A 26627-nucleotide genomic window follows, 5' to 3' on the forward strand; every position below is an offset into this window, starting at 1 on the left:
TTAACAAATTCCTACCTTGCCCCTCTTTTTGGCCAAAAATATCCCTACACGCGGCCCGCCCGACGCGCGCCCATCGTTGGCGCATCACAACATGCGCCAAACGCACCCTCCAAAACATGGTGTCGCGCCTTGGCGCGTCCTTTGGATCAGCCGCCGACCTCAAGCACGATCTTCCCGATGTGGCCGCTGCTCTCCATCCGCGCATGGGCGTCTGAGGCGGCTTCAAGATCAAATGTGCTGTCCATCACCGGCGCGATCTGCCCGGCAGAAAGCATGGGCCACACTGCCTCCCGCAACTCCTGCGCAATCCTGGCTTTCGCAAGATCGCTTTGTGGCCGCAGCGTTGATCCGGTCATCGTCAAGCGCCGGGTCATCAGCATGGCGAAGTTCACTTCGACCTTCGGGCCTTGCAGAAACGCGATCTGAACCAACCGCCCATCTTCGGCGAGCGCCTTGAAGTTCCGGGGGATGTAGTCTCCCCCGACCATATCGAGGATGAGATCCGCGCCCCCTTCGGCCTTCAGGACATCGACGTAGTCATCGTCGCGGTAGTTGATCGCCACTTCAGCCCCCAGATCGACGCAGGCCTTGCATTTCTCATCAGACCCCGCAGTCACAAACACCCGTGCACCAAACGCGCGGCCAAGCTGGATCGCGGTTGTGCCGATACCGGATGACCCGCCGTGGACCAGCATCCGCTCTCCGGCTTTCAACCCACCGCGCATGAAGACATTGGACCAGACGGTAAAGAACGTCTCGGGCAGGCAGGCGGCTTCTTTCATCCCCATCCCCTCGGGCACGGCCAGGCAATGCGCGGCGGGGGTTGCCACATATTCCGCATAGCCCCCACCGGGCAGCAAGGCACACACCTGATCGCCCTCGGCAATCCCCGCGACACCTTCCCCGACAGCGACAACTTCGCCAGACGCCTCCAGCCCCGGCAGATCGCTCGCAGTGGGAGGCGGCGCATACATGCCCGCACGTTGCAGCGCGTCAGGACGGTTCACACCGGCATAAGCCACCTTGATCACCACCTGCCCGTGGGCAGGGGTGGGCATGGGGCGTTCGGTCACCTGCAACACCTCCGGCCCGCCGGGTTTGGTGATTTCAACTGCGCGCATGGTCTTGGTCATTCCGGTCTCTCCCGCCTGTTTGAACCGCACCATAGAACGCTGCCACCGCCGGTGCGAGCTTGTTTTGCCGCTTGGGACAGGCTGGCGGATTTGCTAGAGCACGGGGATGACCGATCTCCCCTCCTTCCAGTGGCATCCCGAAGCCCGGCTTTTTGATGCCACGGCGGAAGTGGCGCGCAGGCGGCGCGGTGGCACCGGTTTTATGTGGGGCAGCAGCACAGCGCTCGATATGCTTGGTGCGGCGGTGTTGGATCGCCGCCCGTTTTGCCTGAGTGACGCCGCGGCTCCTCCCGACATCCCCCTCGCTGATGGCCTGTTCCTGACCCAGAGCGGCGGCAGTTCCGGCACGCCAAAACTGATCCGCCGCAGCCAGCTCTCCTGGATCAAGTCTTTCGAAGTCAATGCGGTGCAGTTTGATATGACACCCCGCGACCGCGTTGCCGTGTTGGGCACACCGGCGCATTCTCTGGCGCTCTACGGGGTGTTGGAGGCGCTGCATCTGGGTGTTGACGCACATGTTCTGGCGCGGCTTTCCCCGTCCCGGCAGATGCAGGCGATGGCGGAGCGCAAAATCACTGTGCTCTATGCCACGCCGACCCAGATCAGAATGTTGATGGCGTCTGGTGCCCCTCTTTCCCTTCTTCGGCTGATCCTGTGCGGCGGGGGCCTGCTGGACACCGACACGCAAGACGCCGCACAGGCACATTTCCCCAACGCTGCCTTTCACGGCTTTTACGGCGCGGCGGAAACCAGCTTCATTACACTTGCGGGGCCGGACACACCGCAAGGCTCCGTTGGGCGGGTATATCCGGGGGTCAGCATCCGGATTCTGGATCAATCAGGCCAACCAGCCAAGGATGTCGGCACGGTTTGGGCGCGGTCGCCCTACCTTTGCGATGGATACGCGGACGGGCGACCGTTGCGTCTGGAAGACGGCTACATCAGCGCGGGTGAAATTGGCCAGTTGGATAGAGATGGGTTTCTCTGGCTCAAGGGCCGCCATGACCGGATGGTGACCATCGGGGACGTGAATGTGTTTCCTGAAACCGTCGAAGCCACCATTGCCGCCATCCCGGAGGTGCAAAACTGCGCTGTGCTGCCGCAACCGGACCCACACCGTGGCCACCATCTGGTCGCGGTCATTCGTACGGATGTTCACTCTGACGCGCTGCAGATCCGCGACATCTGTCGGCACAGGCTAGGTCCGGCCATGACACCGAAACGGGTTCTGACCCACCCCGACTTTCCGCTGCTCCCCTCCGGCAAACCCGATCTGGTTGCCCTGATGCACTGGCTGGAGGACCAGCCATGACGGCACATATTCTTGCCGCGTGCCGCTCCCCCGTGGCGCCCCGTGGTGGGCCGCTTCATGCCCTTGGCCTGCCGCAGCTCGGCGCGCCGGTGGTGCGGGCGGCATTGGCACAGGCGGGGGTCGCCCCTGCGCAGGTGGATGAAGTCATTGTCAGCACAGCACTTGGTCCGGGCGGCAACCCGGCGCGCAGCATCGCGCTGGCGGCGGGTCTGCCGGAACATGTCGCAGGGCTGAGCATTGACCGCCAATGTGCAGGGGGGATGGATGCCCTGTTGCTGGCCCGCGCGCTTGTTGAAAGTGGCGCAGCACAGGTTGTCATCGCAGGGGGCGTGGAGAGTTACTCCCGCGCACCGATCCGCCAGCAGACCTTTGCGGACGGGCGTCCGCCGCAGCGCTATGACCAAGCCCCGTTCACCCCGTGGCCCGACCGTGACCCGGATATGGCAGAGGCGGCGGATGCCCTGGCCCGTCGCCTGGGTATCTCCCGCGCGGAGCAGGACGCATGGGCGGTGGAAAGCCACGCCAAAGCCCGTGCGATGACGCCCGGCGCGGAAGAGCTGACCCCATTGGAAACACTCGACAAGGACCCCTTTACCCGCACCCTCACACCAAGACTTTGCGCCCGTGCGAAGGTCATCACCCGGACCATCACCCATGCCAATGCCGCCGTTGCCGCAGATGCAGCAGCGTTTTGCGTGGTGGTGTCGGACAGGTTGATCAAGGGGAAACAGGCCATGCGCATTCTGTCTGGCGCCACCAAAGGGGCCGACCCGACCTGCCCCGGTCTCGCACCGCTTGCCGCACTTCAGGCGGCGTTCGCGCAAACGGGCCTCAGCGCCAAAGACATGGCGGTGAGTGAGGTCATGGAAGCCTACGCCGTTCAAGCTATTGCCTGTATCCGCGAAGCCGGGCTGGACCCTGAGCAGGTGAACGTCGGCGGGGGCGCGCTGGCGCGGGGGCATCCCATTGGCGCGTCGGGGGCGATCAATACCGTGCGTCTTTTCCACGAACTGCGCCGGACAGGTGGCACGGGGCTGGCCACCATTGCCGCGGCAGGCGGGATCGGAACAGCGCTGATTCTAGGAGCGTGACAACAGGCTGGCAGGCCGCGCCCGTGCGATGCCCGATGTGATCAACCCGGCCAGAACCGCCTTGATGATGTCACCCGGAATGAATGCGGCGACAAGCGCCAGCGCCTCACCAAACCCTTTGTTCAGCATCACCATCAGCCCCGGAATACCAAAGGCATAGAGCACAACCACACCGCCCAGAACGGACGCGATGCCAGCGGCCCAGGCGATCGACAGGCGCTGCATCTGCTCCATCACGAACCCGGTGGTAAACGCCGCAATCGGAAAGCCCACGATGAAGCCCACGCTGGGTGCCGCAAAAACACCCAAGCCACCGCGCCCGCCAGCCAGCAAGGGCATGCCAAGCGCCACGAGGGCAACAAACAGCAAGGCCGCCAAACCGCCACGGACGGACCCCAACACCGTACCACACAGCATGACACCAAGGCTCTGCGCGGTGATCGGCACGCCAAAGGCCAGCGTCAGCTGGGGGATCAGACCAAGTGCAGCAATCAGCGCCGCGAACAGGGCAATCAGGGCAATAGAGCGTTCCATGGCGTATCCTTTGAGGGGTCGGCGGATGTCCTAGGCGCGGCACCCTGTAAGGTCAAGCACCGCCACGGGCGCGCAGGGCCTCTGCGACATGCTCCGCCTCATCCAGCGCCAGCGCGGTGAACGCCGGCACCAGCCGCCAGCCGGGTTTGCGCGGTGCCCGCGCCTGCCACGCCAGCGACAGCATCTGCCCCTTGCGGGCCAGTTCCGGGGTAAACCGGATCACCAGCGCCATTGCGATCCCGACAGGTCTGGTGTTCACCCCCAAAGCGCGCAGCGGCGTCATCGCCCAGTCCACCAATGCCATCATATCCGTGAGCCGCGTGGTCATCGTGACCAGATTTGCCAGCGCGACCGCCGTCACCATGCGCAGCACGATTCCAGCACCATTGAGCGCATCTCCTGTTACCACATGATAGACCGCGATCACCGCCACAAACGGCCACAACACCCACAGCCGCCCCAGCCCAGCGCGCAAGAACACCCACCCCGGCAGCGCATAAAGCACCAGCGTGCCGACAAGCGCCGCGCCCTGCCAAAAAACCGCATCCAACCGGAAGAGCACCACCGTCGCGATGCACAAGAGCCCGATCTTGACACCAGCGCGCCATCCATGGGCCCGCGTTTCAACCGGAGAGGTGAGCGAGATCATCTTCGTCTCCCAACGCTTCCATACGTGCCACGAACTGCGGCACCACCTGCGCAGGCGGGCCGTCTTTGACGACCTGCCCCTGATCCAGCCAGATCACCCGGTCATAGGCGGCAATACCTGCCGGATCGTGGGTGATCTGCACCAGCGTGACATCAAGCCCCGCCAACACACGCGCCAACCTGCGGGTCGTGGGAATGTCGAGACCGGCAAAGGGCTCGTCCAACACGATCACTTTCGGCGCCATCGCCAGAACAGACATCAAACAGACCAACTGCCGTTGCCCCTGTGACAATTGGTGGATGGCGGTCTGTGCCCAATGGGTCCGGTCAAATTGAGCAAGGATTGCCCCAACGCCTGCCGCCGCCTGCGTTTTGGAGCGGCCCATATGCGTCAGGCCAAAGGCGATTTCCTCTTCAACGGTGGGAAAAATGATCTGGTGATCGGGGTTCTGGAACAGGATGCCGATGACGCCCAAAGCAGCCTTGCGGTCCCTGGCCACGTCCACCCCGGCGATCCGGACCTGCCCGCCGTCCCCTGCAACCAGCCCCGCCATGATCCGCGCCAGTGAAGTCTTGCCAGAACCGTTGCGCCCGATCACACCAATCCGGCGCTCATCGGCGCGCAATGTGATCCCGCGCAGCACCTCTGCCCCGCCGGGGGTATACTGCACATTGCTTAGATCAATCAGGGGGATGTTTGTTGAAGGCATAAACAGGCGTCACCATAGGGTCGAACGCCTGCCTAGCAGGTCATACGCCGGTGTCAAAGATGACCCAATCCTGCGGTCTCAGTCGCGGGGGGACATCCAGGCGCCAGGCAAATCGCCCTTGGGGAACCGGGGCGGCGCCTTGATCTGGCTGAGCATCCAGCTTGGTCCTGCAAAGAGCTTGGACAGGGTCGGGCTCTTCTTCACCTGCGCCTTTACCTTTTCGATCTGCATCACGTTGTCGATGCGCCGGTCCAGAAACGCCCAGGTCGCTTCGTGGTTTTCGCTGCTGTCCCCCAGCCAGAACAACACAGTTGACGAATACACGCCGCTCAAGGTCGCCCGCTTGGTGTACCAGTTCACATCCGTGGAGGTATCGCCCAGCGCGTCCCAGATCGCATCCGCCGTGCCCCAGATCAGCTTGGCCCCGTCAGGCGCGTATTGCGGCAGCGAAAACAGCGTGCTGCCCCGCCGCACGGCTTCCTTGTCGGTGATCCCTTCCAGCCGCAATTGGACCGCGCGGGCAATCTTGTCGCGAAAGCGCAGGTCGGACATGTCTTCGGTCTTCAGCGCCTCGATCATCTGATCATCGCCCCGTTTGTGGTAGGCCACCGCCAGATCCGCCCCGCCGCGCGGGCAAATGGCGCGGGCAACCGTGGGATCCATACCTGTGTCCTTCACGGCAGCCTGGAACGTGGACCGGGTCCAGCCATCGAAAGGCACGTGTACCAGTGCTGCATCCAGCAATTGTTCTTTCGGATCGGTCATCTTTCACTCCTTCAAACACAACGATGCAGACTCGACATCTCGCTTTGACGTTGATATAGGGCGGTTTCCTGCAAATCCTTGCAACTTTATCCTAGAAAGGTGGTGACAACCACATGCAGGTTAGTGTTCGCGACAACAACGTCGATCAGGCCCTTCGGGCTCTGAAGAAGAAGCTCCAGCGCGAAGGCGTGTTTCGGGAAATGAAGCTCAAGCAACATTTCGAGAAACCCTCCGAGAAAAAAGCGCGCGAAAAAGCTGAAGCGATCCGCCGGGCCCGTAAGCTGGCTCGCAAAAAAGCGCAGCGCGAAGGTATGATGTAAATCACCCTTCTGCTACCTGAGATAGAAACCTCCGCAAGCCTTGCTTTCGGGGGTTTTTCTTTGGGCACAGGCAAGGCATATTCGCGGCGCTCGCTGCCGTAGTTGTTACCTAAATTGTTCCGTAAATTGTGCGGGTATCCGCTTACATCACGCCCATTTGGGCGGGGTTTCGCGATTGTAAACACAATGCCACCCATTGGCCATTTCAACGACACATTTCGGGGGATATGTCGTGATCTGCAACGGGACAAGAACGGTAATAGGAGACACCCCGAATGTCGCAGGCAAGTATTGTCGAACGCGAGATGCTGGAGCTGATCAATGAGGAGCGCACTTCCCGTGGCCTCAATCCTCTCCAGCTAGAACAAAGATTGAATGATTCCGCTGAAACCCACAGCGAATGGATGTTGAACGCTGACGTGTTCTCCCACACGGGCCAAGGTGGTTCGAGCGCGGGAGACCGGATGCAGGATTCAGGATTCCAGTTTTCCGGCCAGTGGCGCTGGGCTGAGAACATTGCCTGGCAGAGCGAGCGCGGCTCTTCCGGCATCTCCGATGATGTCGCGAACCTGCATCAGAGCCTGATGAACAGCCCCGGTCACCGTGCCAATATTCTCAACCCGACCCTCGAATACATCGGGATCGGCGTTGAGGTGGGCAACTATAAGGGCTGGAATGCCGTCATGGTCACGCAGAACTTCGCAAGTACAAGCGCCAGCGTGGTGCTTGATGGCGGAGGCGGCGGTACAACACCACCGCCGACGACTCCTGATCTGCCCGAAGGCACGAGCGGCAATGATACGCTGACGCTGACCTCCTCAGGCGAAGTCGACGGTGGTGCCGGGCGCGATCTGCTCAACGGCTCTGGCGGCAACGATACCGTTGCTGGTGGACGTGGCGCTGACACCGTGATCGGCAACGACGGCGCTGACAAAGTGGTTGGCGGCGCGGGTGCTGATCTGGTGCAAGGTGGCGCCGGTGCAGACCGCGTGATTGGTGGTGGCGGCCGTGATACTGTTGACGGCGGCACAGGCAATGACGTCCTCACCGGCTCCGGCGGCAGCGACACCTTCGTGTTCAGCCAGGGCAGCGATTCGGTCAAGGACTACGAAGTCACGCGTGACGGAGAGCGGATCGATCTTGGATCTGCCGTTGGCATCTCCAGCTTCAGCGATCTTGTGGCGAACCACATGTGGGAACGTGACGGAGACGTCATCATCCGCGATGCCGCAGGCAACCGCATGTTCATTCAGGACGTTGGTCTGGAAGAACTTGATTCAGGCGACTTCGTCTTCTGATCCAGAATTCTGTTCGGTGCCGCCTGTGAGAGTGGCGCCGGACCCACTGCCTTTCGTGCAGCCCCTCCGCTCATGACATTCCGGTTCAGACAGGCAGCGCCGTGGTTTTGCAGACCGTGCGGAGCGCAAAGCTGGACTGCATCTGCCCAACACCCGGCAAACGCGCCAGATACTGTCGGTGAATGCGTGCGAAATCCTCGGTGTCCTCCGCGACAACTTTCAACAGATAGTCAGCGGAACCGGCCATGAGATGGCATTCCAACACATCCGGGATCCGGGCGACAGAACGCTCAAACGCGTCCAAAACCTCATCTGCCTGCCCCTGCAACGTGATTTCCACGAAAACAGTCGTTGGAACCTGCAATTTGCGCGCGTCCAGAAGCGCGACGTAATCGCGGATATAGCCTTCTTTCTCCATCCGCTGGACGCGACGATGGCAGGCGGAGGGGGAAAGATGCACAACGTCGGACAGTTCTGCGTTGGACATGCGCCCGTTGCGCTGCAATGCCCTCAGGATACGTCGATCAATCTCATCCAGGCTCATTTGCGCAAAACTTTCGCGTCCAGTTGCAGTATTGCGCATTTGTATCCCACTGCGCCCCGTCGCGGCCAGCCTAATTCGTGCCTTTTTGCGCAGCGCTTTGCCTAAATATGCAGCAATGTGTGAACAAAGGAACGCTCCCATGAGAATCGGCTGCCCAACAGAGATCAAACCACAGGAGTTTCGTGTCGGCATGACGCCAAGTGCCGCCCTTGAGGCCGTGAATGCGGGCCATGAGGTCATCATACAAGCCGGGGCTGGCAACGGCGCGGGCTTTACAGATGCGGATTACACTGCCGCAGGGGCTGCGATCATCGACACGGCGGAGGAGATCTTTGCCACCGCCGACATGATCGTGAAGGTCAAGGAACCGCAGGCCGGGGAGCGCAAGATGCTGCGCGAAGGGCAGTTGCTGTTCACCTATCTGCACCTTGCCCCCGATCCTGAGCAGACCAAGGATTTGCTGGCATCAGGCTGCACCGCCATCGCTTATGAAACCGTCACGGACCGCAACGGTGGCCTGCCTCTGCTCGCACCTATGTCCGAAGTGGCTGGGCGTCTTGCCCCGCAGGTGGGCGCCTGGACGCTGCAAAAGGCCAACGGCGGACGCGGCGTGCTGATGGGCGGTGTGCCCGGTGTCGGCCCTGCACGTGTGATGGTGATTGGCGGCGGTGTTGTCGGCACCCATGCGGCGCGGATTGCAGCGGGTATGGGCGCGGATGTGACCGTGCTTGACCGTTCCCTCCCCCGGATGCGCTACTTGGATGACGTCTTTGGCGGTCAGTTCAAGACTTCCTATGCTTCTGCCCAGAACACCATCGAACTGGCGCGCGCTGCGGATATGATCATCGGTGCGGTGCTGATCCCCGGTGCCGCAGCCCCCAAGCTGATCAGCCGCGCGCAATTGGCTGAGCTGAAACCCGGTGCGGCCCTTGTGGACGTGGCGATTGATCAGGGCGGCTGTTTCGAGACGTCCAAAGCCACCACGCACCAGGACCCGGTCTATGACGTTGACGGGATCATGCACTATTGCGTGGCGAACATGCCGGGCGCCGTTGCGCGAACCTCTACCATCGCGCTGGGGAATGCGACGATGCCGTTTATGCTTGATCTGGCCAACAAGGGCTGGCGTCAGGCCTGCGCGGATGACGAGCATCTGCTGAACGGGTTGAACGTGCACGCGGGCAAGCTGACCTACTACGCGGTTGGCAAGGCGCTGGGGATGGATGTGATCTCTCCCAGCCTTGCGCTGAAGAACTGAGACAGCGCTGGGCCCGCGACATGCGCAGGCCCAGCGTTTATTGTGCGTTCTGCGGCAGCCCATCGGTGATCCGGTAGTAGTCACCTTTGTCGGCCACAAAGATATGTTGCGCCAAATGGGTGCGGGTGGCCCCGTCAAACGCCCCCATGCTGATCCCAGTCCAGTCTTTGAACACCGCATCAAACAACAAGGATGACCCGCAGACCCCGCAAAACCCGCGTCGCACCTTGGGCGAGGATGCAAACCAGCGCAGGCTTTTTTCCGAGATCAGTCGGATCGCAGCATCCGGAACTTCGGACGCAACCCCAAAGTGGCCCGATACCTTGCGGCACATACTGCAATGGCAGGCAATGGGCGCAGGCAGCGGGCCTGATACCTCAAAGACAACCGCACCACACAGGCACGACCCCCGGTGCCGCTCAGCGCGCGTCATGGGGTTTCCTTTCGTCGTTGGCTGACCTCCCTGATCAACGCCTGTGCCTCCGGGGGCGGGCGCTGTTCTGTGCGGCGGTAGTCTGATCCATCGGCGTTGCGGGTCAGCAGTTTCATTCCGATCAGGCTCCGGCGCAGGAGCGCGGCGTCCTCAAAGAGGTGCACTTGGTTCAGCGCACCGTTCACCTCACGCTCCTCCATCACGGCTTCAGCGGGCAAAGCCGCCCACAGCGCCCAGAGCGCCAGTTCCTGCACCTGACGTTTACCCGGCCAGCGGATCAACCGGCCCTGCGCATCGAATTGGTGCAGGGCCTTTTCGATCAATCTGAAATCGGCAACGGCTTCCGGCGCGGCTGCCATCCGCCCCTTGGCCGCATGGTCTGCGCGCAGGTGTTGGTAGTTTCGAAAGCCACCCGCGCGGGCCAGATGGTTCAGCATCTCCACATGGCCCGGAGATACATCAAGGCTGGCCAACTGGCGGCTCAGATTGCGGGCAAACGCAGAGATATCCCCCGTGTGCAGCGGGATAGGTTGTTTTGACATGTCTTGTCCTCATCGTGCCGTCAGAGAGGTCGTGGTCGCTGACTTACGACGCGGCACCAAACAAGGGTTCAGAGACAGGTCAAAGACGTTTCACGCAGGTTTAGCACCCCCTTGAGCCGGGGACAGCGACGCCTTGGTCCTGCGAACCGCCCTTTGAGTACCGCGACTTGCCGCCCCGTGCAACCGAAACGAAAAAGGCCCGCCATTTGGCGGGCCTTTCTGTCTGCGGGTTGCCTGTGGATCAGGCTTTTTTCAGCGCGGCAAGGATGTCTGCCAGCAGCTCTTCCTGCGTGGGGCCTGCGGGTTCTTCCGGGGCTGCCTCTTCGGGCGTTTCGGCGGCTTCCTTCACGCGGTTGACCATCTTTACCAACATGAACACCACCCATGCGATGATCAGGAAGTTGATGATTGCCATGATGAATGCACCATAAGCGAAGACAGACGCGCCGGTTTCGCGGGCCGCTTCCAATGAAGCCCCCTCTGGCACGTCGCCCGCCAGAACAGCGTAGTTGTTGGTGAAGTCGATACCGCCTGAGAAAAGGCCGATGATCGGGTTGATCAGGTCACCGACAAGCGATGTCACAATGGCCGTGAACGCCGCACCGATGATGATACCAACAGCCATGTCCATGACATTGCCCTTGGCGATGAAGTCCTTGAATTCGTTAATCATATTTCTGTCCCTTGTTGGAAGTTCGCTGGATCTTTGGAAACAATCCGTGCGCCTACGCGCAACCGTTAACATATGAAAGCACAGTTTGAACACGTGAACTTGGGGGGAAAGTCCACTAAAATGGACCCCTATTCCAAAGGAGGCGAATAATGGCCGATCTCTCTGATTTTCCGATTACGGGCAAATGGCCCGCGAGCGACCCCACGAAATTGCAGTTGTATTCCTTTCCAACACCGAACGGGGTTAAAGCCTCTATCGCGCTGGAGGAAATGGGGATCCCCTATGAGGCCCATCTTGTCACCCTTGCCGATGCAGATGTAAAAAGCCCCGCGTTTCTGTCCCTCAACCCCAACAACAAGATCCCCGCCATCATTGATCCGAACGGGCCAGATGGCACGCCAATCGGTTTGTTTGAATCCGGTGCGATCCTGATTTATCTGGCCGAGAAGTCCGGCAAGCTGATCGGCGCGACCCCCGGAGAGAAAGCGAAAGTGATCCAGTGGGTGATGTTCCAGATGGGTGGGCTTGGTCCGATGTTTGGACAGCTTGGCTTCTTTTACAAGTTTGCAGGCAGCGAATGGGAGGACAAACGCCCCCAGCAGCGCTACATCGACGAAGGGGAACGCCTGTTGGCCGTGCTGGAAAAGGAGATGGCTGACAAGGAATGGATCGCGGGTGCCTATTCCATTGCGGACATCGCGATTGCGCCCTGGCTGCGTGCGCTGGACTTCTACGGCGCGAAAGAAATCCTGGGCTGGGATCAGCACCCCAATCTGGTGGCCTATGTTGACCGCTTTGTCGCGCGCCCTGCTGTCCAGATTGGCCTGGTCACACCGCCAAGGGAATAAGCCGCCCGGCGCCGGGAGGCTAGCTGCGCATCCCGGCGGCAATCTTTTCCGCGATCATGATGGTGGGCGCATTGGTATTGCCGCCCACCAGACGTGGCATCACGCTGGCATCGACAACCCGCAATCCGTCCACGCCATGCACCCGCGCCTGACTGTCCACAACAGCCATGTCGTCCTTGCCCATCTTGCAGGTCCCCACCGGGTGATAGATCGTGTCAGCCCGTTTGCGAATGTCCGCTTCCAGCGCGCTGTCGCTGCCGTCATGGGCATAAAGCTGTTTGCCCCGCCAGGGATCAAGCGGCGGCGCGGTCAGGATATTCTCCATCTGCCGCGCGCCTTTCATCAACAACGCCAGATCCCGTTTGTCAGACAGGTACTGTGGATCAATTCGAGGTGCCGCACCCGGCTTTGCCGACGTCAGCCCGACCGTGCCGCGTGTGTGGGGACGCAACACGCAGACATGGCAGGAAAAGCCAAATGGCAGGTGGATCTTGCGCATGTGGTCATCCACGATGCCCACCACAAAATGCAGTTGCAGGTCCGGGCGATCCAATGACGGATCAGATTTGAAGAAAGCGCCACCTTCCGCAAACGGCGTGGCAAAGTGGCCGGTGCCATCCTTGCGCCACTGCATCCCCGCCTTGAATAGCTGTCCAAGACCCTTGGGTGTCAGACCCACGACATCCTGCCGCTTGGAATGATAGCTCATCACGTAATCAAGGTGGTCCTGCAGGTTTTGCCCAACACCCGGCAACTCGTGATGGACCGGCAGGCCATGCCCGCTGATTTCGTCAGCTGGGCCAATCCCGCTGAGCATCAGTAACTGGGGCGAACCAAAGGCGCCCGCGCTCAGGATCACTTCCTGCGCGGCTTCGATCACCTGCACCCGCCCGATGCGGCGCACCTCCACGCCCGTGGCACGACCGTCCTGCATCACGATGCGCTGCGCCTGTGCCTTGGTGAGGATCGTCAGGTTCGGACGGTGGCGCACATCGCGGTTGAGGTAGGCCGCAGCGGCAGAGCAGCGCTCCCCCTTGGCGGCGCCATTGTGGAACTGTGTGACCTGATAGTAACCCGCGCCTTCCTGCGTCGGCCCATTGAAATCGGCGGTCTCGCGGACCTGTTGTTCCCCTGCGGCGTCGATGAAAGCGCGGGTAATCGCGCGGGGGGCGGATTGGTCGGCCACTTGCAGCGGTCCATCACCGCCGTGCAGATCGTTCACACCGCGCACATTGCCTTCGGATTTCTTGAAATACGGCAGGACAGACTGCCAATCCCAGCCGTCACAGCCCATGTCGGCCCATTCGTCATAGTCCTGTCTGTGCCCCCGCACATAGAGCATCGCATTGATCGCCGACGATCCCCCCAGGGCCTTGCCGCGTGGCTGGAACCCGCGCCGCCCGTTCAGACCCGGCTGCGGTTCGGTCTGAAATGCCCAGTTGTTGATCTTGGGTCGGCCGGAAACCATCGCCGCCACCAGTGCAGGCGCGCGGATGAAGATGTCACGGCCATTGCCGCCTGCTTCGATCAGACAGACGGAGGTGTTTGGATCCTCGCTCAGCCGTGCAGCCATCACACAGCCAGCTGATCCCCCTCCGACGATTACAAAATCGAATTTCATGGCGCGCTCCCCCGTTTTCACAAAGGTACGCTGCCGCCTTCATCTTTGCAAAGCGGTGTTTCAGGCCGGCAGTTTACCAGTCAGGACATAGCGCAAAATCTGCACCACCTGCCCCGGCTCCGAGGCAACGGCAAGCGCGGCCGCATCGACTTCTTTCAAGGCATGCGCATGATCGGGGCCATGCAGAATGATCAGCGATTTGCCAAGCGCCGCAGCATAACCTGCATCAAACGCAGCATTCCACTGTTTGTATTGCTCCCCGAAACGCACAACGACGACGTCGGCCTTTTCAATGCCCTTGCGGGTCCGGATCGCATTGACCTGCGCGCCTTTGCGGTCATGCCAGAACTTGTCCGGCTCTGCCCCCAGGATCGCCACGCCGCAGTCGTCGCTGGCGGCATGATCTGTCACCGGGCTGTTGAAAGTGATGCCCAGCCCCTGTGCTCCTTCAGTGATCTGTTCGCGCCAATCGGTGTGTATTTCACCGGACAAGTAGACATTGAGGGTCATCGTGTTCTCCATTTATTGCTGTGACTGAGGTGGGGCAGCCCGCGCGGCTGACAAGGCCTGATCAGAACGCCATTGTCCAGAAAAGCGGCTGCCCTTTCGCTGCAAGACTGGACAAAGCAAGGCTCTGCACAAGTGGACCCCATTTTACAGCAGAGGCGCATTTGAGCAGGTCCATCAATCCCGTCTGCGGGCGACAATGTAGCGGCTTATCGCGGGGAAGCTGCTGACTTCAACAAGGTCAAATCCTGCCGCTTCGATTTTCTGTTCCAGTTCCGCAAAGCTGAAGAACCGCACAAAGGGCGCGAAACCGAACAGCCGCATCACGGGGATCATGGCGCGGAAAACGAACCGTTTGATGCCGATGGACGGCTCCCCCAGACAGGGCGTCTTGGAGATAAGCAACGCACCCGGTGCCAGATTCCTTTGCAGGTCTGTGAGGATGCCGTCGAAATCCTCCGTCAGGTGAAAGATGTTGAACCCCAGCACCGCGTCGTATCCTGCTGCGCTCTGCGCTGACTGTCGGGCTGTTGCGACGTCAAAACTGGCGTTCTGCGCGCCTTCCGCTTCTGCTTTCCCCGCCGCGATGCCGACCATAGCCGGAGAGATGTCCGTGCCTGTGATCCTGCCCACATCAGTAGCCAGCAGCAGCGCTGTCGATCCGGTGCCGCAACCGACTTCCAACACCCGGTCCTGCGCGGTCAGATAACTGCGGGTCCGGCCCAGCGTGTATTCGTAGGCTTCCATATCCTTGATCGGTGATTTGGCGTATTTGGGCGCGACCTTGTCCCAGAATTTTGCTGCATGTGTCATATCGTTCTCCTTCGCCAAACCCTCTAAACCCGTATGGAAAACTTCTGAATTGACCAAATTTGCAACCTATATATACGTTTTCGTATGGATAGAGAGGCTGACCAACCAGACTGGAACCACCTGCATGCCTTTCTGGTCACTGTGGAACAAGGGTCTTTGTCCGCGGCGGCACGCAGCCTCGGGCTGACCCAACCTACCCTCAGCCGGCAAGTCAGTGCGCTTGAGGAATCGTTGTCTTTGATGCTGTTTGAACGCAACGGCAAGCGTCTGACTTTGACCGACGCAGGCCGCGAACTGGTGAACAGCGCAAAGGACATGGGCCGCGCGGCAGAGCGGTTGTCGCTCACCGCAAGTGGACAGCGGTCCGGGCTGCGCGGGCTGGTGCGGATCACCGCAAGCGATGTGACCTCTGCCTATCTGTTGCCGGATGTGATCCGCAAACTCAGGGTGCAAGCGCCGCAAATTTCGGTTGAGATTGTCGCGACCGACAGCATTCAGGACCTGATGCTGCGCGATGCCGATATTGCGGTGCGCCATGTGCGGCCCGAACAACCCAATCTTGTTGCCCGCCTGCTGTCAGAGAAGTCAGGCCATTTCTATGCCGCCTCAAGCTACCTTGAGGCGCGCGGGCGGCCCGCTGACATCAGCGATCTGGTGCAACATGACTGGGTCGCCATGGGGGACGTTGACCGCATGCGCGCCTATATGGACGGCATGGGCGTGCCCCTGCCCGCCGAGGTATTTCGCCTGAATTCCGAAAACTCCCTTGTTGCGTGGGAGATGGTCAAAGCCGGGATGGGCATTGGGCCGATGGATGATGAGATCGCCGGTCTCAGCCCCGGATTGGAGCGGGTCTTGCCGCAGGCGTTGCAGGTCACGTTTCCGGTCTGGCTGGTGACGCACCGAGAAATTCACACCAGCCCGCGCATCAGGCTGGTGTATGATCTTCTGGCCGACGGGCTGGGTTAGCCGCGCAGCGTGCCACCGGTGGCTTTGGTCACCTTCTCCACCACCTTGGCGGCAACGGCTTCGATGTCCTTGTCCTTCAGCGTCGCCTCGGTCGGTTGCAGGCGCACGGTGATGGCGAGGGATTTCTTGCCTTCGCCAAGGCTGCCACCAATGAACTCATCAAACACGCGCACATCCGTGATCAGCGCCTTGTCCGCGCCCTGAGCGGCGTTAACCAGCGTGAGCGCATCAACGTCCGCATCCACAACAAAGGCAAAGTCCCGCTCCACCGCCTGCAAATCGCTCAGCGTGAGCGCGGGACGGGTGGCACCGGATTTGCGCGGCATCGGGATCTCATCTGGCCATAGGGTGAAAGCCATCGCAGGGCCTTTCACATCCAGCGCCTTCAGTATCTTGGGGTGCACTTCACCAAAGATGCCCAGCACCTTTTTGGGGCCAAGGCAGATTTTGCCATGTCGCCCCGGATGCCAGCTGTCGTCGGCACCGCGCAGGATCTGCACCTTGGCGGGTGCGCCCATGGCGGCCAGCACGGCTTCGGCATCGGCTTTCACATCATAGACGTCTGCGGCGCGCGATGTGCCGTGTACGTCCTTGGGTCCGGTGCGCCCGACCATAAGGCCGGTGACCATGTTCTGCTGCTCCCCCGGCTCCCCGCCAACAAAAGCAGGGCCAACCTCGAACAACATCACATCGGCAAACCCACGCGCCTGATTGCGGGCAGCGGCCTGCAACAGACCGGGCAGCAACGCGGGGCGCATGTGGCTCATGTCGCTGCTGATCGGGTTTTCGAGCATCGTTGCGTCATCCCCCCCGCCGAAGAGACTGGCGGCAGCCTGATCGATGAAGCTGTAGGTCACGCATTCATGATAGCCCAGTGCCGCACAGGCCCGGCGGGCAGCGGTTTCGCGGCGCTGTTTCGGAGACAGGATCGGGCGCGGTACGCCATCCGTTAGGCGCGGCAAGGGGCGGCCTTCCAGCTTGGTCAGGGACGCGATGCGGGCGACTTCTTCGACCAGATCAGCTTCGCCCTGCACATCGGGACGCCAGCTGGGCACATGGGCCATGTCACCTTCCATGGTGAAGCCAAGTGCGGTGAGTGTTTCGCGCTGGGTGTCCGCCGGGATCGTCATGCCGACCAGCGACTGGACCCGGTCCGTATCCAGCTTGTAGGCGCGTGCGGTGTCTGGAATTGCCCCTGCAACCACCACCTCTGACGCCTCACCGCCCGCATGATCCATGATCATCCGGGTCGCGTGCTCGATGCCATGCGGCGTCCACGCGGGATCAATGCCCCGCTCGAACCGGTAGCGCGCGTCAGAGTTGATCTTCAGGGCGCGGCCCGTGTAGGCGGTTCGGATCGGGTCAAAATACGCGGCCTCGATGAAGACATTCACCGTCTCCTCGGTACAGCCAGACGGCAGACCGCCCATGACGCCGCCGATGCTCTCCACACCGTTTGCGTCTGAAATCAGGGTCATGCCTTCGTCGAAGGTGTATGCCTTCTCATCCAGACCCATCAGCGTCTCACCCCCCTTGGCGCGATGGACGCGCAGGGCGTTGCCCGCGATCTTGTCCGCGTCAAAGACGTGCAGGGGACGGTTGCGGTCGTAGGTGAAGAAGTTGGTCACATCCACGAGGAAAGAAATCGGACGCAACCCGATGGCGCGCAGGGCGTCTTGCAACCATGCTGGCGACGGGCCGTTCTTCACACCCCTGATCACGCGGCCATAGAAAACCGGGCATTGCTCCAAAGTGTCGTCGTCAATGCTGACCGACACGGGACAAGGATAGGTGCCGGGAACCGGGTCGGTGTCGCGGTCGATCAACTTGCCCAGCCCGCGTGCGGCCAGATCGCACGCGATGCCACGCACACCCAGCGCATCGGGTCGGTTCGGGGTGATGGCAATCTCGATCACCGGGTCGACTTTGGACGGGTCATTTTCTGCCAGCCAGTCGATGAACCGGTCACCGACCTTGCCGGAGGGCAGTTCGATGATGCCGTCATGTTCGTCCGAAAGCTCCAGCTCCCGCTCAGAGGCCATCATGCCGAAACTCTCGATCCCGCGGATCTTGCCCACGCCAATCGTTGTGTCGATGCCGGGGACATAGACGCCGGGCTTGGCGATGACCACGGTGATGCCTTCGCGCGCATTGGGTGCGCCGCAGATGATCTGCTGGGTGCCTTCGTCCGTCTCCACCTGACAGACGCGCAAACGGTCCGCATCGGGGTGTTTTTCCGCCGATTTCACATAGCCCAGCGTAAACGCCGCAAGCCGCGTGGCGCGGTCCTCCACGCCCTCCACTTCGAGGCCGAGATCGGTCAGCGTCTCGGTGATGTCGTCAAGCGTGGCAGTGGTCTCAAGATGGGATTTGAGCCAGGACAGGGTGAATTTCATCGCGGTCTTCCTCAAGCGGCGTGTTGGGGAAGGCGGTAGCCTGTTAAGCGCCCGGTTTCAACCGCTTCAAGGGTAACGCGGGGTGCGGCCCATGAGTTGATCCAACTGCCAGCCGATCCAGCCATGGGGGATGAAATGCCCGCCCGGATGGATGTCGAGCGTAACGGTGCCGCCGTCGCACTCCCATGTGGTGCGTTCCAAGGTCAGCCAATCCACCGCCTGCCAGGTGCCTTGCGGCTGGCCCTCCGCGCAGCCATAGAGGTCTCGCCAGAGCCTCACCGGGTATGTCGTGTCGCCGTTTGGTCCGAAGGGGAAGTCCATCACCGCGTCGTCAAGGCCATGCACGTGACGCACCTGCGCGGGGGCTTCGGGGCAATCTTCGGTCTGTCTGAGCGTGCCGGAGATGGCCAGAAGCGCCGCGACGTCGTTGCCGTTTTCGCAAGCGTAGCGCCACGCCATCGCGGATCCGAAGGAGTAGCCGGAGATATAGATGCGTTCACGATCAATGGGATAGCGCTTTGCCGCATCCTCGATCACCGCTGCGGCGAAATCCACATCGGCACTGCGGCCCTGCCAGAAATCCCAGGTCTTGTTGCGGCCATTCGGCGCCAGCAACAGCACACCGCGACGGCGGGCGTGGCCAGAGATACGCGCGTGGTTCACCGGCAGCGCGCCGGTCCGTTGCCAGCCGTGGAAGTGGACAAGGACGGGGAGTGGTGAGGTGCCGTCCCAGTTGTCAGGGGGCAGGACGTGATAGGCGCGGTCGCCGAGGGTGCAGGGGGTTTGTCCTTCGCAGGATTGGGCGAGGGTGAGGGTTGGCAGAAGAAAAAGGAGAGCGGTCACGAGGATGTACTTCATGGGTGGGAGGTTAGCGAAAGAAGCGGTGATGTCACGTCGGAAGGACGCCGCTCCGGTTCACGTCTTGCTGAAGCGCAACCTTCATCACAAAAGCAAACACGCGCCGTGCCGGGCATCATGCTTGCAGCGTTTCGCTAAGCCTGCGGCGTGTGTGTAGGATGATCCTCTGACGGTTCGAACTGCTGTGCTGCCCGCAAGCACATCTTCCTTGCCCGGAGATAACTGCGCGGCAAAGGTTCTCCGCGTACCCGCGCCAGATGTTCCTGCAAGACTGTGCACATGATCAACGAACGATCAGCGCTGCGGCTGCTTGCCCTTACGCGCGGGCGTCCTTCAAGGTAGCTTGCAACAACAGCCAGATTGCGCACATAGGCCACTTCCAGTTGCTCTTCCGAAAGACCTGCTGTCCCGCGCGCAAAATACGCGCGCAGACGCCAGTCCTGAGTGATTGAGAGACATACAAACAGAATGCAGAGGTTAACCCAGACGGCAATGAACAGAGGGAAGGTCCAAGGACTTACCAAAAAGTCCGCGACCAACCCCATCGATTACCTACTCAACCCACCATGCAAGTTCGGCTGGTCCAGCGCCGCGAACCCATAGTGCCGCAACCACCGCAGATCACTGTCGAAAAACGCCCGCAGATCCGGCACGCCATACTTCAGCATCGCAATCCGGTCGATCCCCATCCCAAAGGCAAAACCCTGCCATTCCGCCGGATCTATCCCGCCGGCCTGCAACACCTTGGGATGCACCATGCCGCTGCCCAGAACCTCCAGCCAGCCATCGCCCTCACCGATCCGAAGCTGCCCGTCGACCCATGAACATTGGATGTCCACCTCAGCCGATGGCTCCGTGAAGGGGAAGTGAGACGCGCGAAAGCGGGTCTTGATGCCGTCAATCTCGAAGAACGCGGCAAAGAATTCCTCCAGCACCCATTTGAGGTTCGCCATGGAGATGTCTTTATCAATTGCCAGCCCCTCGACCTGATGGAACATCGGCGTGTGGGTCTGGTCGTAATCCGCACGGTACACACCACCGGGACAGATGATGCGCAGCGGTGCGCCCTCTTTCTCCATCGTGCGGATCTGCACGGGCGACGTATGGGTGCGCAGCACGTGGGGCGGACGGTTATCACCCTCCGCGCGGTGCATATAGAAGGTGTCCATCTCCGCCCGTGCGGGATGGTGGCCGGGGATGTTGAGCGCGTCGAAGTTGTACCAGTCCGTATCAATGCGCGGGCCCTCGGCCACGGAAAACCCGATCTCTGCAAAGATCGCGGTCAGTTCTTCGGTCACCTGGCTGACCGGGTGCAGGGTCCCCGCCGACCGGTTGCGACCGGGCAGCGTGACATCCAGCCATTCCGCACGCAGCCGCTCATCCAATGCGGCATCTGCCAGACCCGCCTTCTTGGCGGCGAGCGCCGAATTGATCTCGTCTTTCAACGCATTCAGCGCAGGGCCGGCCACCTGCCGCTCTTCCGGGGTCATTTTGCCCAGTTCGCGCATTTTCAAAGCCACTTCACCCTTCTTGCCAACGGCGGCAAGGCGGATGTCTTCCAGGGCTGCTTCATCTGCGGCATCCGCAATCTGGCCAAGGTATTTCTGCTTGAGATCGTCCATGAGGCATCTTCCGTCTTATTTGGCTGCTCTGCTACCACAGTGCCGCCAGAAGGCAAGATGCCCGCGGCGTTGGACAGTCTGTCGCGCGTTCCCTAACGTCAGAAGATCAATTGACCCAAGGGAGGAAACAATGACCGATTAGCAATCCGTTCTAGACACCGCTGTGGCCCAGCACGACGTGCCCTTTGCCGTTGGCATGGTCGGCAACAGCGAAGGCATCACGTTTGAAGGGGTTGCCGGCAATGCGGCCGCCGGGCGCGCCGCGGACATCAATACAGTTTTTCGGATCTTCTCAATGACCAAGGGGATTGGCGCATTGGCGGCGATGATCCTGATTGACCGCGGGAAGCTCAGCCTCGACACGCCTGTTGCGGACGTGTTGCCCGCATGGGGAAAAATGCAGGTTCTGGATGGGTTTGACGGAGAGACCCCGCGTCTCCGCGCGCCCAAGACCCAGGCCACGATACGGCATCTGGCCACCCATACCAGCGGCGCGGAATATGAGTTCTGGAACGCGGACATGCCGCGCTACATGGAGGCGACCGGTCACCCGACGGTGTTGAGCGGGATGAACATGGCGCTGGAACAAGCGCCCCTGATGTCTGATCCGGGCACCCGCTGGGGCTACGGGCCTTCAATTGACTGGCTGGGCAAAGCCGTGGAAGCCGTCAGCGGGCAAAGCATCGTAGAGTTTTGCCAGACCGAGATTTTCGATCCTCTCGGCATGAATTCCACCGCGTTCGAAGTCGAAGGCGACATGGCCGCGCGGCTTGCGGACGTCAAGGCGCGTGGAGAGGACGGCGCATTTGCTCCTTTTGAACTCGCACCGCCCTCCAAGCCGGAATTCTATGGCATGGGGCATGCACTCTATTCGACCGCGCCGGACTACATGCGGTTCTTGCGCATGATCCTGAACAAAGGAACGCTTGATGGGGCACAGATCCTCTCCCCCGAAGCGGTGGCAGAGATGACGGCGGACCAGATGAACGGCCTGACCCTGACAAAGATGGTAACAATGGCACCGCCCGTGACTGCTGATTTCGATCCGTTCACGGGCACCAGAGTTGTGCATTCGGTGGGCTTCATGCGGAATGAGGAAGACATCCCCGGCAAGCGCAGTGCTGGCTCTCAGTCCTGGGCGGGCGTGCTGAATTCCCACTACTGGATCGATCCCAAGCGCGATGTGGCCGCAGTGATCATGACCCAATCCCTGCCCTTTGTGGAAGAACGTTTCATGAAGACCTATGACAGCTACGAACGGGCTGTGTACGCCAGCTTGTAAGAGAGAATCGCTTCCAACGGCACCCTGTGTGGTTCATCTGCCACACAGGGCGCTCAGCACCTCCAAATGCCTACAAATTGTGCGAATACAGCATGGATTGGCGTTTCGGCGGAAATCTACACGCTGCACGGGAAACACAAAGCCTGTTTCACCGGGTCATTGGACACCCAGAAGAAACAATCAATGGATTATGCCCAGATTGTGACAGAACAAAGAGAAAATGCGGAAAAATTGCGGCGCAAATGTGTTTTTTCCCATGGGCTAGTTGGTTCCGATCTGTTAACAATTAGGACAGTTACGTGGAAACAGACTTTGGGGGTTATACAAAGTGTTTGGTAAAATGATGAAAGCAAAGGTTGGTGCAGCGGCATTGGCGGTGGCTTTTTCTGGTGCGGTTTTTACGGGTGGCGCGTCCGCCGGTACGATTAACCTTCAGAATGCAACCGGTGAGTCGTCACCTTTCGGCACGCCTGCTTGGGCGCGTGAAGTTGCATATACAATCAATGGCGACACAGAGCGCAGCATTGCAGGTCTGTTCCGTCTAGAGGACCGCGACAGCGGTGAGGGCATCTTGGCCTGGTGTGTAGAACTGCTTCAGGACCTCGTCCTGCCGGGTGAGTTCCGCATGAACCAGACTATTCCGGGTGCCGCGACGATGGCGAACCTGAACAAGCTGTTCAATCAGTCCTATGACATGATCCTGGACGAACAGGTTGGCGTGAAGAAAGAAAAGAAAGCCGCTGGTTTCCAGCTGGCGATCTGGGAAATCATCACTGACTCCGAAGATGCATCCGGTCTGGACCTTGAAGATGGTGAATTCGTTGTCATCGACGGCGACGGCAACACAGAAGAAGGTGTTATCGGTAACGCAAGCTTCTACCTGTCACGCCTCGACCAAGCCGCCGATACAACCGACTACGAGCTGACAATCTGGAACAGCGGTAGGAGCCAGGACCTCGTCACGGCTGAAGAAACCGTTGCAGCGATCCCCGTTCCGGCCGCAGGTCTTCTGCTGCTGTCCGGTCTTGCAGGCTTTGGCGCACTGCGCCGCCGTCGCAAGTCCTGATATCGGGAATGTCTCAGCGGGCTGTGGTCCGCTGAACCAAAGAATTGAGAAGGGGGAGAGCATTGCTTTCCCCCTTTTTCGTTGTGCTGCGCCTACGGACCTTTGCGTACCTGCGATTTTGAACCGCGCGGCCTTCGCCGATCATACTGAAACGCCTTTGATCTTGCGCGGGCGTTCTGAACAATCGGAATGACACTTCTCCCTCAGCGGAACAGGCAAACCAGATTGGCCGGATGCCGACACAGCATCACCAAGATGTCCGACATCCAGCCAGACACATCACCTGCAAAACGAAAAAGGCCGCGCCAGATCACTCCGGCGCGGCCTCTCAATCTCTACAGTATCGTCTGACTTACGCAGCCAGTGCCTTCTGTGCCTGCGCAACAATCGCGCCAAAGGCCTCGGGCTCATGCACGGCCAGATCGGCGAGAACCTTCCGGTCCACTTCGATTCCGGCCAGTGTCAGACCGTTGATGAAGCGGCTGTATGTCAGCGCCTCATCATGGGAGCGAACAGCGGCGTTGATCCGCTGGATCCACAGCGCGCGGAAGTTCCGCTTGCGATTCTTACGGTCACGGGTCGCATACTGGTTGGCCTTGTCGACGGCCTGTGTTGCTACCTTGAAAACGTTCTTGCGGCGGCCGTAATAGCCTTTGGCCGCTTTGACGATCTTCTTGTGACGGGCGTGGGTGACTGTTCCACCTTTTGTACGGGACATCTCAGCTCTCCTCTATCAGCGGTCGTAGGGCATGAAGCCCTTGATGATCTTTGCATCGGGCTCCGACAGAGCTGTCGTGCCACGTGCGTTACGGATGAATTTCTTGCTCCGCTTGATCATGCCGTGCTGCTTGCCAGCCTGGCTGCCGATGACCTTGCCGGTCGCCGAGATCTTGAAGCGCTTCTTCGCGCTCGACTTCGTCTTCATCTTGGGCATTTCCGTCTCCTGTCTTCTACGGTGTACGCACGACTCGGCATGCCACTTGGGCCGGACGCGCGGAATGAAGCTGGCGTATAGGACGCGGCGACGTCGGGTGCAAGAGAATTACGCGCCCGCTGCGGCGCAATTCATGGTCAGGGCAGGAATCTGGCAAACACACGCACGAAAACATCCGGAATGCCCTGCATCGTATATCCGTTCGGGTTCTGTTGCAGGGCATAGAGGATCAATCCCCCACCGATCAAAACGGTCAGGGCAGAAGCGCGGGGTGCCCGGCTATCCGCCAGCGCGGATAGAATCGACGGCACCGAAAAGGCCGCAATCACCAGACCAAGAACAAGGGCCAGATCAGGCTCCATGCCGCTCTCCTTTATTTTGACGTAAAGGAACCTACTCCGGATCAGCGGGATAAATCAAACGTTCGTCGCAGGGGGCGACGCGCAGGATATTGGTGGTGCCAGGCACGTTGAAGGGCACACCGGCTGTGACCACGATCAGATCCTCAGGTCCTGCAAACCCCTCGGACCGCGCAGCGCGGACGGCATTGACGACCGCCATCTTGAAGCGGGTCAAAGCCTCGGTCACCACACAGGTGGTGCCCCAGCTGAGCGCCAGACGCCCCGCAGTCTTCTTCGTCGATGTCATGGCAATGATCGGCACGCGCGGGCGCTCCCGCGCCGTCAGCAGGGCTGTGGCGCCGCTCTGGGTGTAGCAGGCAATCGCCTTGATCTCTGTGGTTTCCGCAATCTCTCGGGCGGCGGCAACGATACCGTCCGCCACAGTGGTCCTGTCCGCAGACCGTGAAGCTTCGATGATCTGGGTATAGGTCGGGTCCTGCTCCACCTCCGTGGCAACACGGTCCATCGTCTTGACCGCTTCCAGCGGATAGCTGCCAGCCGCTGATTCCGCACTGAGCATCACGGCATCGGCGCCTTCATAGATTGCCGTCGCCACGTCAGAAACCTCAGCACGGGTCGGCATTGGGCTTTCGATCATGCTTTCCAGCATTTGCGTGGCCACGATCACCGGCTTGCCTGCTGCCCGGCACTTGCGCACCAGACGTTTCTGAATAGGCGGCACGTTTTGCACGGGCAGTTCCACACCCAGATCCCCACGCGCGACCATGATCCCGTCACTGACAGCCAAAATGTCATCAAAGCGCTCGACGGCGGAGGGCTTCTCGATCTTCGACAAAAGGGCCGCGCGGCCTTTGGCCAGCCTGCGCGCCTCTTCCACGTCTTCGGGACGCTGCACAAAGCTCAGCGCCAGCCAATCCACACCCAGCTCGCAAGCAAACTCCAGATCGGCGCGGTCCTTGTCCGACAGCGCCGCCAGCGGCAGCACCACATCCGGCACGTTCACGCCTTTGCGGTTGGAGATCGTGCCGCCAATGACAACTTCGCAATTTGCGTGTTCCGCGCTGCACTCAAGAACCTTCAACCTGATCTTGCCGTCATTGACCAACAGGGATGCACCCGGCTCAAGGGCGGCAAAAATCTCCGGATGGGGCAAGCAGACACGCGATGCGTCCCCTTCCGTCGGATCAAGGTCGAGCCGGAACTGCGCACCTTCGGTCAGTTCCTCGCTTTCTTGCGCAAAGACGCCGACCCGCAGTTTTGGCCCCTGAAGGTCTGCCAGAATGCCGATGGTACTGCCGAGGTTCTCTTCAACCTCACGGATGACGCGGTGTTTCTGGCGAATCTCGTCATGGGTGCCGTGGCTCATGTTCAGCCGGAACACGTCAGCGCCTGTGGTGTGCAGTGCCTCGATCATCTCATAGGTTTCGGATGCCGGACCAAGGGTCGCCACGATCTTCACATTCCGCGAGCGTCTCATCTGTGTTCCTTCGTATCTAGGTATCTGGGCTTCCGCGCATGTTAGCGATAACAATGCGTCACCGCCAGCCTCGCGTCCCCTCTATCGCGTCAGACAGTTTCATAATTGTGACAACACGACCACCGCTGATCTGATCCGGCTCCTTGACAGTTGCCCTGAAACCCCCACCTCCTGAGGCAAAGGAGAGACCATGTCAGATCAAAGCCCCACCCAGACCGAGATTGAGCTTCAGGCCGCTGCCTTCCGCCGTTTGCAGCAGCATTTGATGCAGGATCGCACCGACGTGCAGAACATCGATATGATGAACCTTACCGGGTTCTGCCGCAATTGCCTCAGCCGCTGGTATCAGGAAGCCGCAAACGCACGCGGCATCGAAATGGGGAAAGAAGAAGCCCGCGCGTTATTCTATGGCATGACTATGGCAGACTGGAAGGCAAACTATCAGGCAGATGCGTCCCCAGCACAGCAGGATGCCTTTAAAACCGCCTTTGCAGAGAATGTCGGAAACAAGGAATAGCCCCCGAAATGGGGCAATTCTGTTCTTGAAACAGGAACAATACCCGGTCGCATATCGCAACTGACGACGCCTAAATGACAAATTTAGGCAAAAT

At 60.4% G+C, this 26627-nt stretch carries 29 protein-coding genes; 10 read left to right on the forward strand and 19 right to left on the reverse strand.

What is annotated here, in order from left to right:
* Positions 1 to 146: 146 nt before the first annotated feature.
* Positions 147 to 1133: an NAD(P)H-quinone oxidoreductase gene (locus Q1A91_RS10390; RefSeq protein WP_299876480.1), complete on the reverse strand. Its 987-nt coding sequence runs from the start codon at positions 1131 to 1133 to the stop codon at positions 147 to 149.
* Between the two features lie 106 nt (positions 1134 to 1239).
* Between Q1A91_RS10390 and Q1A91_RS10395 the strand changes: the two genes are divergently transcribed.
* Together Q1A91_RS10395 and Q1A91_RS10400 are read left to right on the forward strand one after the other, a co-directional pair.
* The gene (locus tag Q1A91_RS10395; RefSeq protein ID WP_299876482.1) at positions 1240 to 2445 is read left to right on the forward strand and encodes an AMP-binding protein; all 1206 of its coding nucleotides are present in this window, start codon (positions 1240 to 1242) and stop codon (positions 2443 to 2445) included.
* The gene (locus Q1A91_RS10400; RefSeq protein WP_299876484.1) at positions 2442 to 3536 is read left to right on the forward strand and encodes a thiolase family protein; all 1095 of its coding nucleotides are present in this window, start codon (positions 2442 to 2444) and stop codon (positions 3534 to 3536) included. The genes Q1A91_RS10395 and Q1A91_RS10400 overlap by 4 nt, the downstream gene beginning before the upstream one ends.
* On the opposite strand, the gene Q1A91_RS10405 is transcribed toward Q1A91_RS10400, so the two are convergent.
* The 4 genes from Q1A91_RS10405 to Q1A91_RS10420 form a co-directional block, all read right to left on the reverse strand.
* Entirely contained in the window at positions 3525 to 4070 is a 546-nt protein-coding gene (locus tag Q1A91_RS10405; protein ID WP_299876486.1) for a biotin transporter BioY, read from the reverse strand. The two genes, Q1A91_RS10400 and Q1A91_RS10405, sit on opposite strands and share 12 nt — an antisense overlap.
* Positions 4071 to 4122: 52 nt before the next feature.
* The gene (locus tag Q1A91_RS10410) at positions 4123 to 4719 is read right to left on the reverse strand and encodes an energy-coupling factor transporter transmembrane protein EcfT (RefSeq protein ID WP_299876488.1); all 597 of its coding nucleotides are present in this window, start codon (positions 4717 to 4719) and stop codon (positions 4123 to 4125) included.
* Complete coding sequence (locus Q1A91_RS10415; RefSeq protein ID WP_299876490.1) at positions 4694 to 5389, reverse strand: energy-coupling factor ABC transporter ATP-binding protein; 696 nt, start codon at positions 5387 to 5389, stop codon at positions 4694 to 4696. Before Q1A91_RS10415 ends, Q1A91_RS10410 begins: the two co-directional genes overlap by 26 nt.
* 117 nt (positions 5390 to 5506) lie before the next feature.
* Positions 5507 to 6193 (reverse strand): COQ9 family protein, encoded by a 687-nt coding sequence (locus tag Q1A91_RS10420; RefSeq protein ID WP_299876493.1) that lies wholly within the window; start codon positions 6191 to 6193, stop codon positions 5507 to 5509.
* Positions 6194 to 6306: 113 nt separating this feature from the next.
* Here Q1A91_RS10420 and rpsU point away from each other — a divergent pair, with 113 nt between their 5' ends.
* Together rpsU and Q1A91_RS10430 are read left to right on the forward strand one after the other, a co-directional pair.
* Positions 6307 to 6513 carry a 30S ribosomal protein S21 gene (gene rpsU, locus Q1A91_RS10425; protein WP_007118112.1) on the forward strand — a complete coding sequence of 69 codons (207 nt, stop codon included), beginning with the start codon at positions 6307 to 6309 and terminating at the stop codon, positions 6511 to 6513.
* A 305-nt stretch (positions 6514 to 6818) separates the two neighbouring features.
* The gene (locus Q1A91_RS10430; protein WP_299877718.1) at positions 6819 to 7811 is read left to right on the forward strand and encodes a CAP domain-containing protein; all 993 of its coding nucleotides are present in this window, start codon (positions 6819 to 6821) and stop codon (positions 7809 to 7811) included.
* 85 nt (positions 7812 to 7896) lie between these two features.
* On the opposite strand, the gene Q1A91_RS10435 is transcribed toward Q1A91_RS10430, so the two are convergent.
* Positions 7897 to 8355 (reverse strand): Lrp/AsnC family transcriptional regulator, encoded by a 459-nt coding sequence (locus tag Q1A91_RS10435; RefSeq protein ID WP_299876495.1) that lies wholly within the window; start codon positions 8353 to 8355, stop codon positions 7897 to 7899.
* Positions 8356 to 8494: 139 nt separating this feature from the next.
* Between Q1A91_RS10435 and ald the strand changes: the two genes are divergently transcribed.
* The gene (ald, locus tag Q1A91_RS10440; protein WP_299876496.1) at positions 8495 to 9613 is read left to right on the forward strand and encodes an alanine dehydrogenase; all 1119 of its coding nucleotides are present in this window, start codon (positions 8495 to 8497) and stop codon (positions 9611 to 9613) included.
* Positions 9614 to 9650: 37 nt separating this feature from the next.
* On the opposite strand, the gene Q1A91_RS10445 is transcribed toward ald, so the two are convergent.
* From Q1A91_RS10445 to mscL, 3 genes are all read right to left on the reverse strand, one after another.
* Positions 9651 to 10046, reverse strand: a complete 396-nt coding sequence (locus Q1A91_RS10445; protein WP_299876498.1) for a GFA family protein — start codon at positions 10044 to 10046, stop codon at positions 9651 to 9653.
* The gene (locus Q1A91_RS10450) at positions 10043 to 10588 is read right to left on the reverse strand and encodes a DUF2087 domain-containing protein (protein WP_299876500.1); all 546 of its coding nucleotides are present in this window, start codon (positions 10586 to 10588) and stop codon (positions 10043 to 10045) included. The genes Q1A91_RS10445 and Q1A91_RS10450 overlap by 4 nt, the downstream gene beginning before the upstream one ends.
* A gap of 241 nt (positions 10589 to 10829) precedes the next feature.
* Entirely contained in the window at positions 10830 to 11261 is a 432-nt protein-coding gene (mscL, locus tag Q1A91_RS10455; protein ID WP_299876502.1) for a large conductance mechanosensitive channel protein MscL, read from the reverse strand.
* Between the two features lie 149 nt (positions 11262 to 11410).
* Between mscL and Q1A91_RS10460 the strand changes: the two genes are divergently transcribed.
* Entirely contained in the window at positions 11411 to 12109 is a 699-nt protein-coding gene (locus tag Q1A91_RS10460; RefSeq protein ID WP_299876504.1) for a glutathione S-transferase N-terminal domain-containing protein, read from the forward strand.
* A gap of 19 nt (positions 12110 to 12128) precedes the next feature.
* Here the strand turns inward: Q1A91_RS10460 and Q1A91_RS10465 are convergent, their stop codons facing one another.
* From Q1A91_RS10465 to Q1A91_RS10475, 3 genes are all read right to left on the reverse strand, one after another.
* Entirely contained in the window at positions 12129 to 13730 is a 1602-nt protein-coding gene (locus Q1A91_RS10465; protein WP_299876506.1) for a GMC family oxidoreductase, read from the reverse strand.
* A 60-nt stretch (positions 13731 to 13790) separates the two neighbouring features.
* Positions 13791 to 14240 (reverse strand): YtoQ family protein, encoded by a 450-nt coding sequence (locus Q1A91_RS10470; protein WP_299876508.1) that lies wholly within the window; start codon positions 14238 to 14240, stop codon positions 13791 to 13793.
* Between the two features lie 174 nt (positions 14241 to 14414).
* Positions 14415 to 15050 (reverse strand): bifunctional 2-polyprenyl-6-hydroxyphenol methylase/3-demethylubiquinol 3-O-methyltransferase UbiG, encoded by a 636-nt coding sequence (locus tag Q1A91_RS10475; RefSeq protein WP_299876510.1) that lies wholly within the window; start codon positions 15048 to 15050, stop codon positions 14415 to 14417.
* Between the two features lie 84 nt (positions 15051 to 15134).
* Between Q1A91_RS10475 and Q1A91_RS10480 the strand changes: the two genes are divergently transcribed.
* Positions 15135 to 16019, forward strand: coding sequence for a LysR family transcriptional regulator (locus Q1A91_RS10480; protein WP_299876512.1), 885 nt, complete (start codon positions 15135 to 15137; stop codon positions 16017 to 16019).
* On the opposite strand, the gene pheT is transcribed toward Q1A91_RS10480, so the two are convergent.
* The 3 genes from pheT to pheS all read right to left on the reverse strand — a co-directional run bounded on the left by pheT (position 16016) and on the right by pheS (position 20895).
* Positions 16016 to 18415 carry a phenylalanine--tRNA ligase subunit beta gene (pheT, locus tag Q1A91_RS10485; protein ID WP_299876514.1) on the reverse strand — a complete coding sequence of 800 codons (2400 nt, stop codon included), beginning with the start codon at positions 18413 to 18415 and terminating at the stop codon, positions 16016 to 16018. The two genes, Q1A91_RS10480 and pheT, sit on opposite strands and share 4 nt — an antisense overlap.
* Positions 18416 to 18481: 66 nt before the next feature.
* Positions 18482 to 19273, reverse strand: coding sequence for a PHB depolymerase family esterase (locus tag Q1A91_RS10490; RefSeq protein ID WP_299876515.1), 792 nt, complete (start codon positions 19271 to 19273; stop codon positions 18482 to 18484).
* 548 nt (positions 19274 to 19821) lie between these two features.
* Entirely contained in the window at positions 19822 to 20895 is a 1074-nt protein-coding gene (gene pheS, locus Q1A91_RS10495) for a phenylalanine--tRNA ligase subunit alpha (protein WP_299876517.1), read from the reverse strand.
* 163 nt (positions 20896 to 21058) lie between these two features.
* Between pheS and Q1A91_RS10500 the strand changes: the two genes are divergently transcribed.
* Positions 21059 to 22177: a serine hydrolase gene (locus Q1A91_RS10500; protein WP_299876519.1), complete on the forward strand. Its 1119-nt coding sequence runs from the start codon at positions 21059 to 21061 to the stop codon at positions 22175 to 22177.
* 340 nt (positions 22178 to 22517) lie between these two features.
* Positions 22518 to 23243 carry a VPLPA-CTERM sorting domain-containing protein gene (locus Q1A91_RS10505; RefSeq protein WP_299876520.1) on the forward strand — a complete coding sequence of 242 codons (726 nt, stop codon included), beginning with the start codon at positions 22518 to 22520 and terminating at the stop codon, positions 23241 to 23243.
* A 352-nt stretch (positions 23244 to 23595) separates the two neighbouring features.
* Here the strand turns inward: Q1A91_RS10505 and rplT are convergent, their stop codons facing one another.
* The 4 genes from rplT to pyk all read right to left on the reverse strand — a co-directional run bounded on the left by rplT (position 23596) and on the right by pyk (position 26016).
* Positions 23596 to 23961 carry a 50S ribosomal protein L20 gene (gene rplT, locus Q1A91_RS10510; protein WP_299876522.1) on the reverse strand — a complete coding sequence of 122 codons (366 nt, stop codon included), beginning with the start codon at positions 23959 to 23961 and terminating at the stop codon, positions 23596 to 23598.
* 15 nt (positions 23962 to 23976) lie between these two features.
* A complete protein-coding gene (rpmI, locus tag Q1A91_RS10515; RefSeq protein ID WP_025059312.1) occupies positions 23977 to 24177 on the reverse strand; it encodes a 50S ribosomal protein L35 in 201 nt (66 codons plus the stop codon).
* A 137-nt stretch (positions 24178 to 24314) separates the two neighbouring features.
* Positions 24315 to 24539, reverse strand: coding sequence for a hypothetical protein (locus Q1A91_RS10520; RefSeq protein ID WP_299876525.1), 225 nt, complete (start codon positions 24537 to 24539; stop codon positions 24315 to 24317).
* A gap of 31 nt (positions 24540 to 24570) precedes the next feature.
* A complete protein-coding gene (gene pyk / locus Q1A91_RS10525; RefSeq protein ID WP_299876527.1) occupies positions 24571 to 26016 on the reverse strand; it encodes a pyruvate kinase in 1446 nt (481 codons plus the stop codon).
* 190 nt (positions 26017 to 26206) lie between these two features.
* Between pyk and Q1A91_RS10530 the strand changes: the two genes are divergently transcribed.
* Positions 26207 to 26533 (forward strand): DUF1244 domain-containing protein, encoded by a 327-nt coding sequence (locus Q1A91_RS10530; RefSeq protein WP_299876529.1) that lies wholly within the window; start codon positions 26207 to 26209, stop codon positions 26531 to 26533.
* Positions 26534 to 26627: the final 94 nt, after the last annotated feature.

It is taken from the genome of uncultured Sulfitobacter sp., assembly GCF_947500075.1.
Lineage (GTDB): Bacteria > Pseudomonadota > Alphaproteobacteria > Rhodobacterales > Rhodobacteraceae > Sulfitobacter.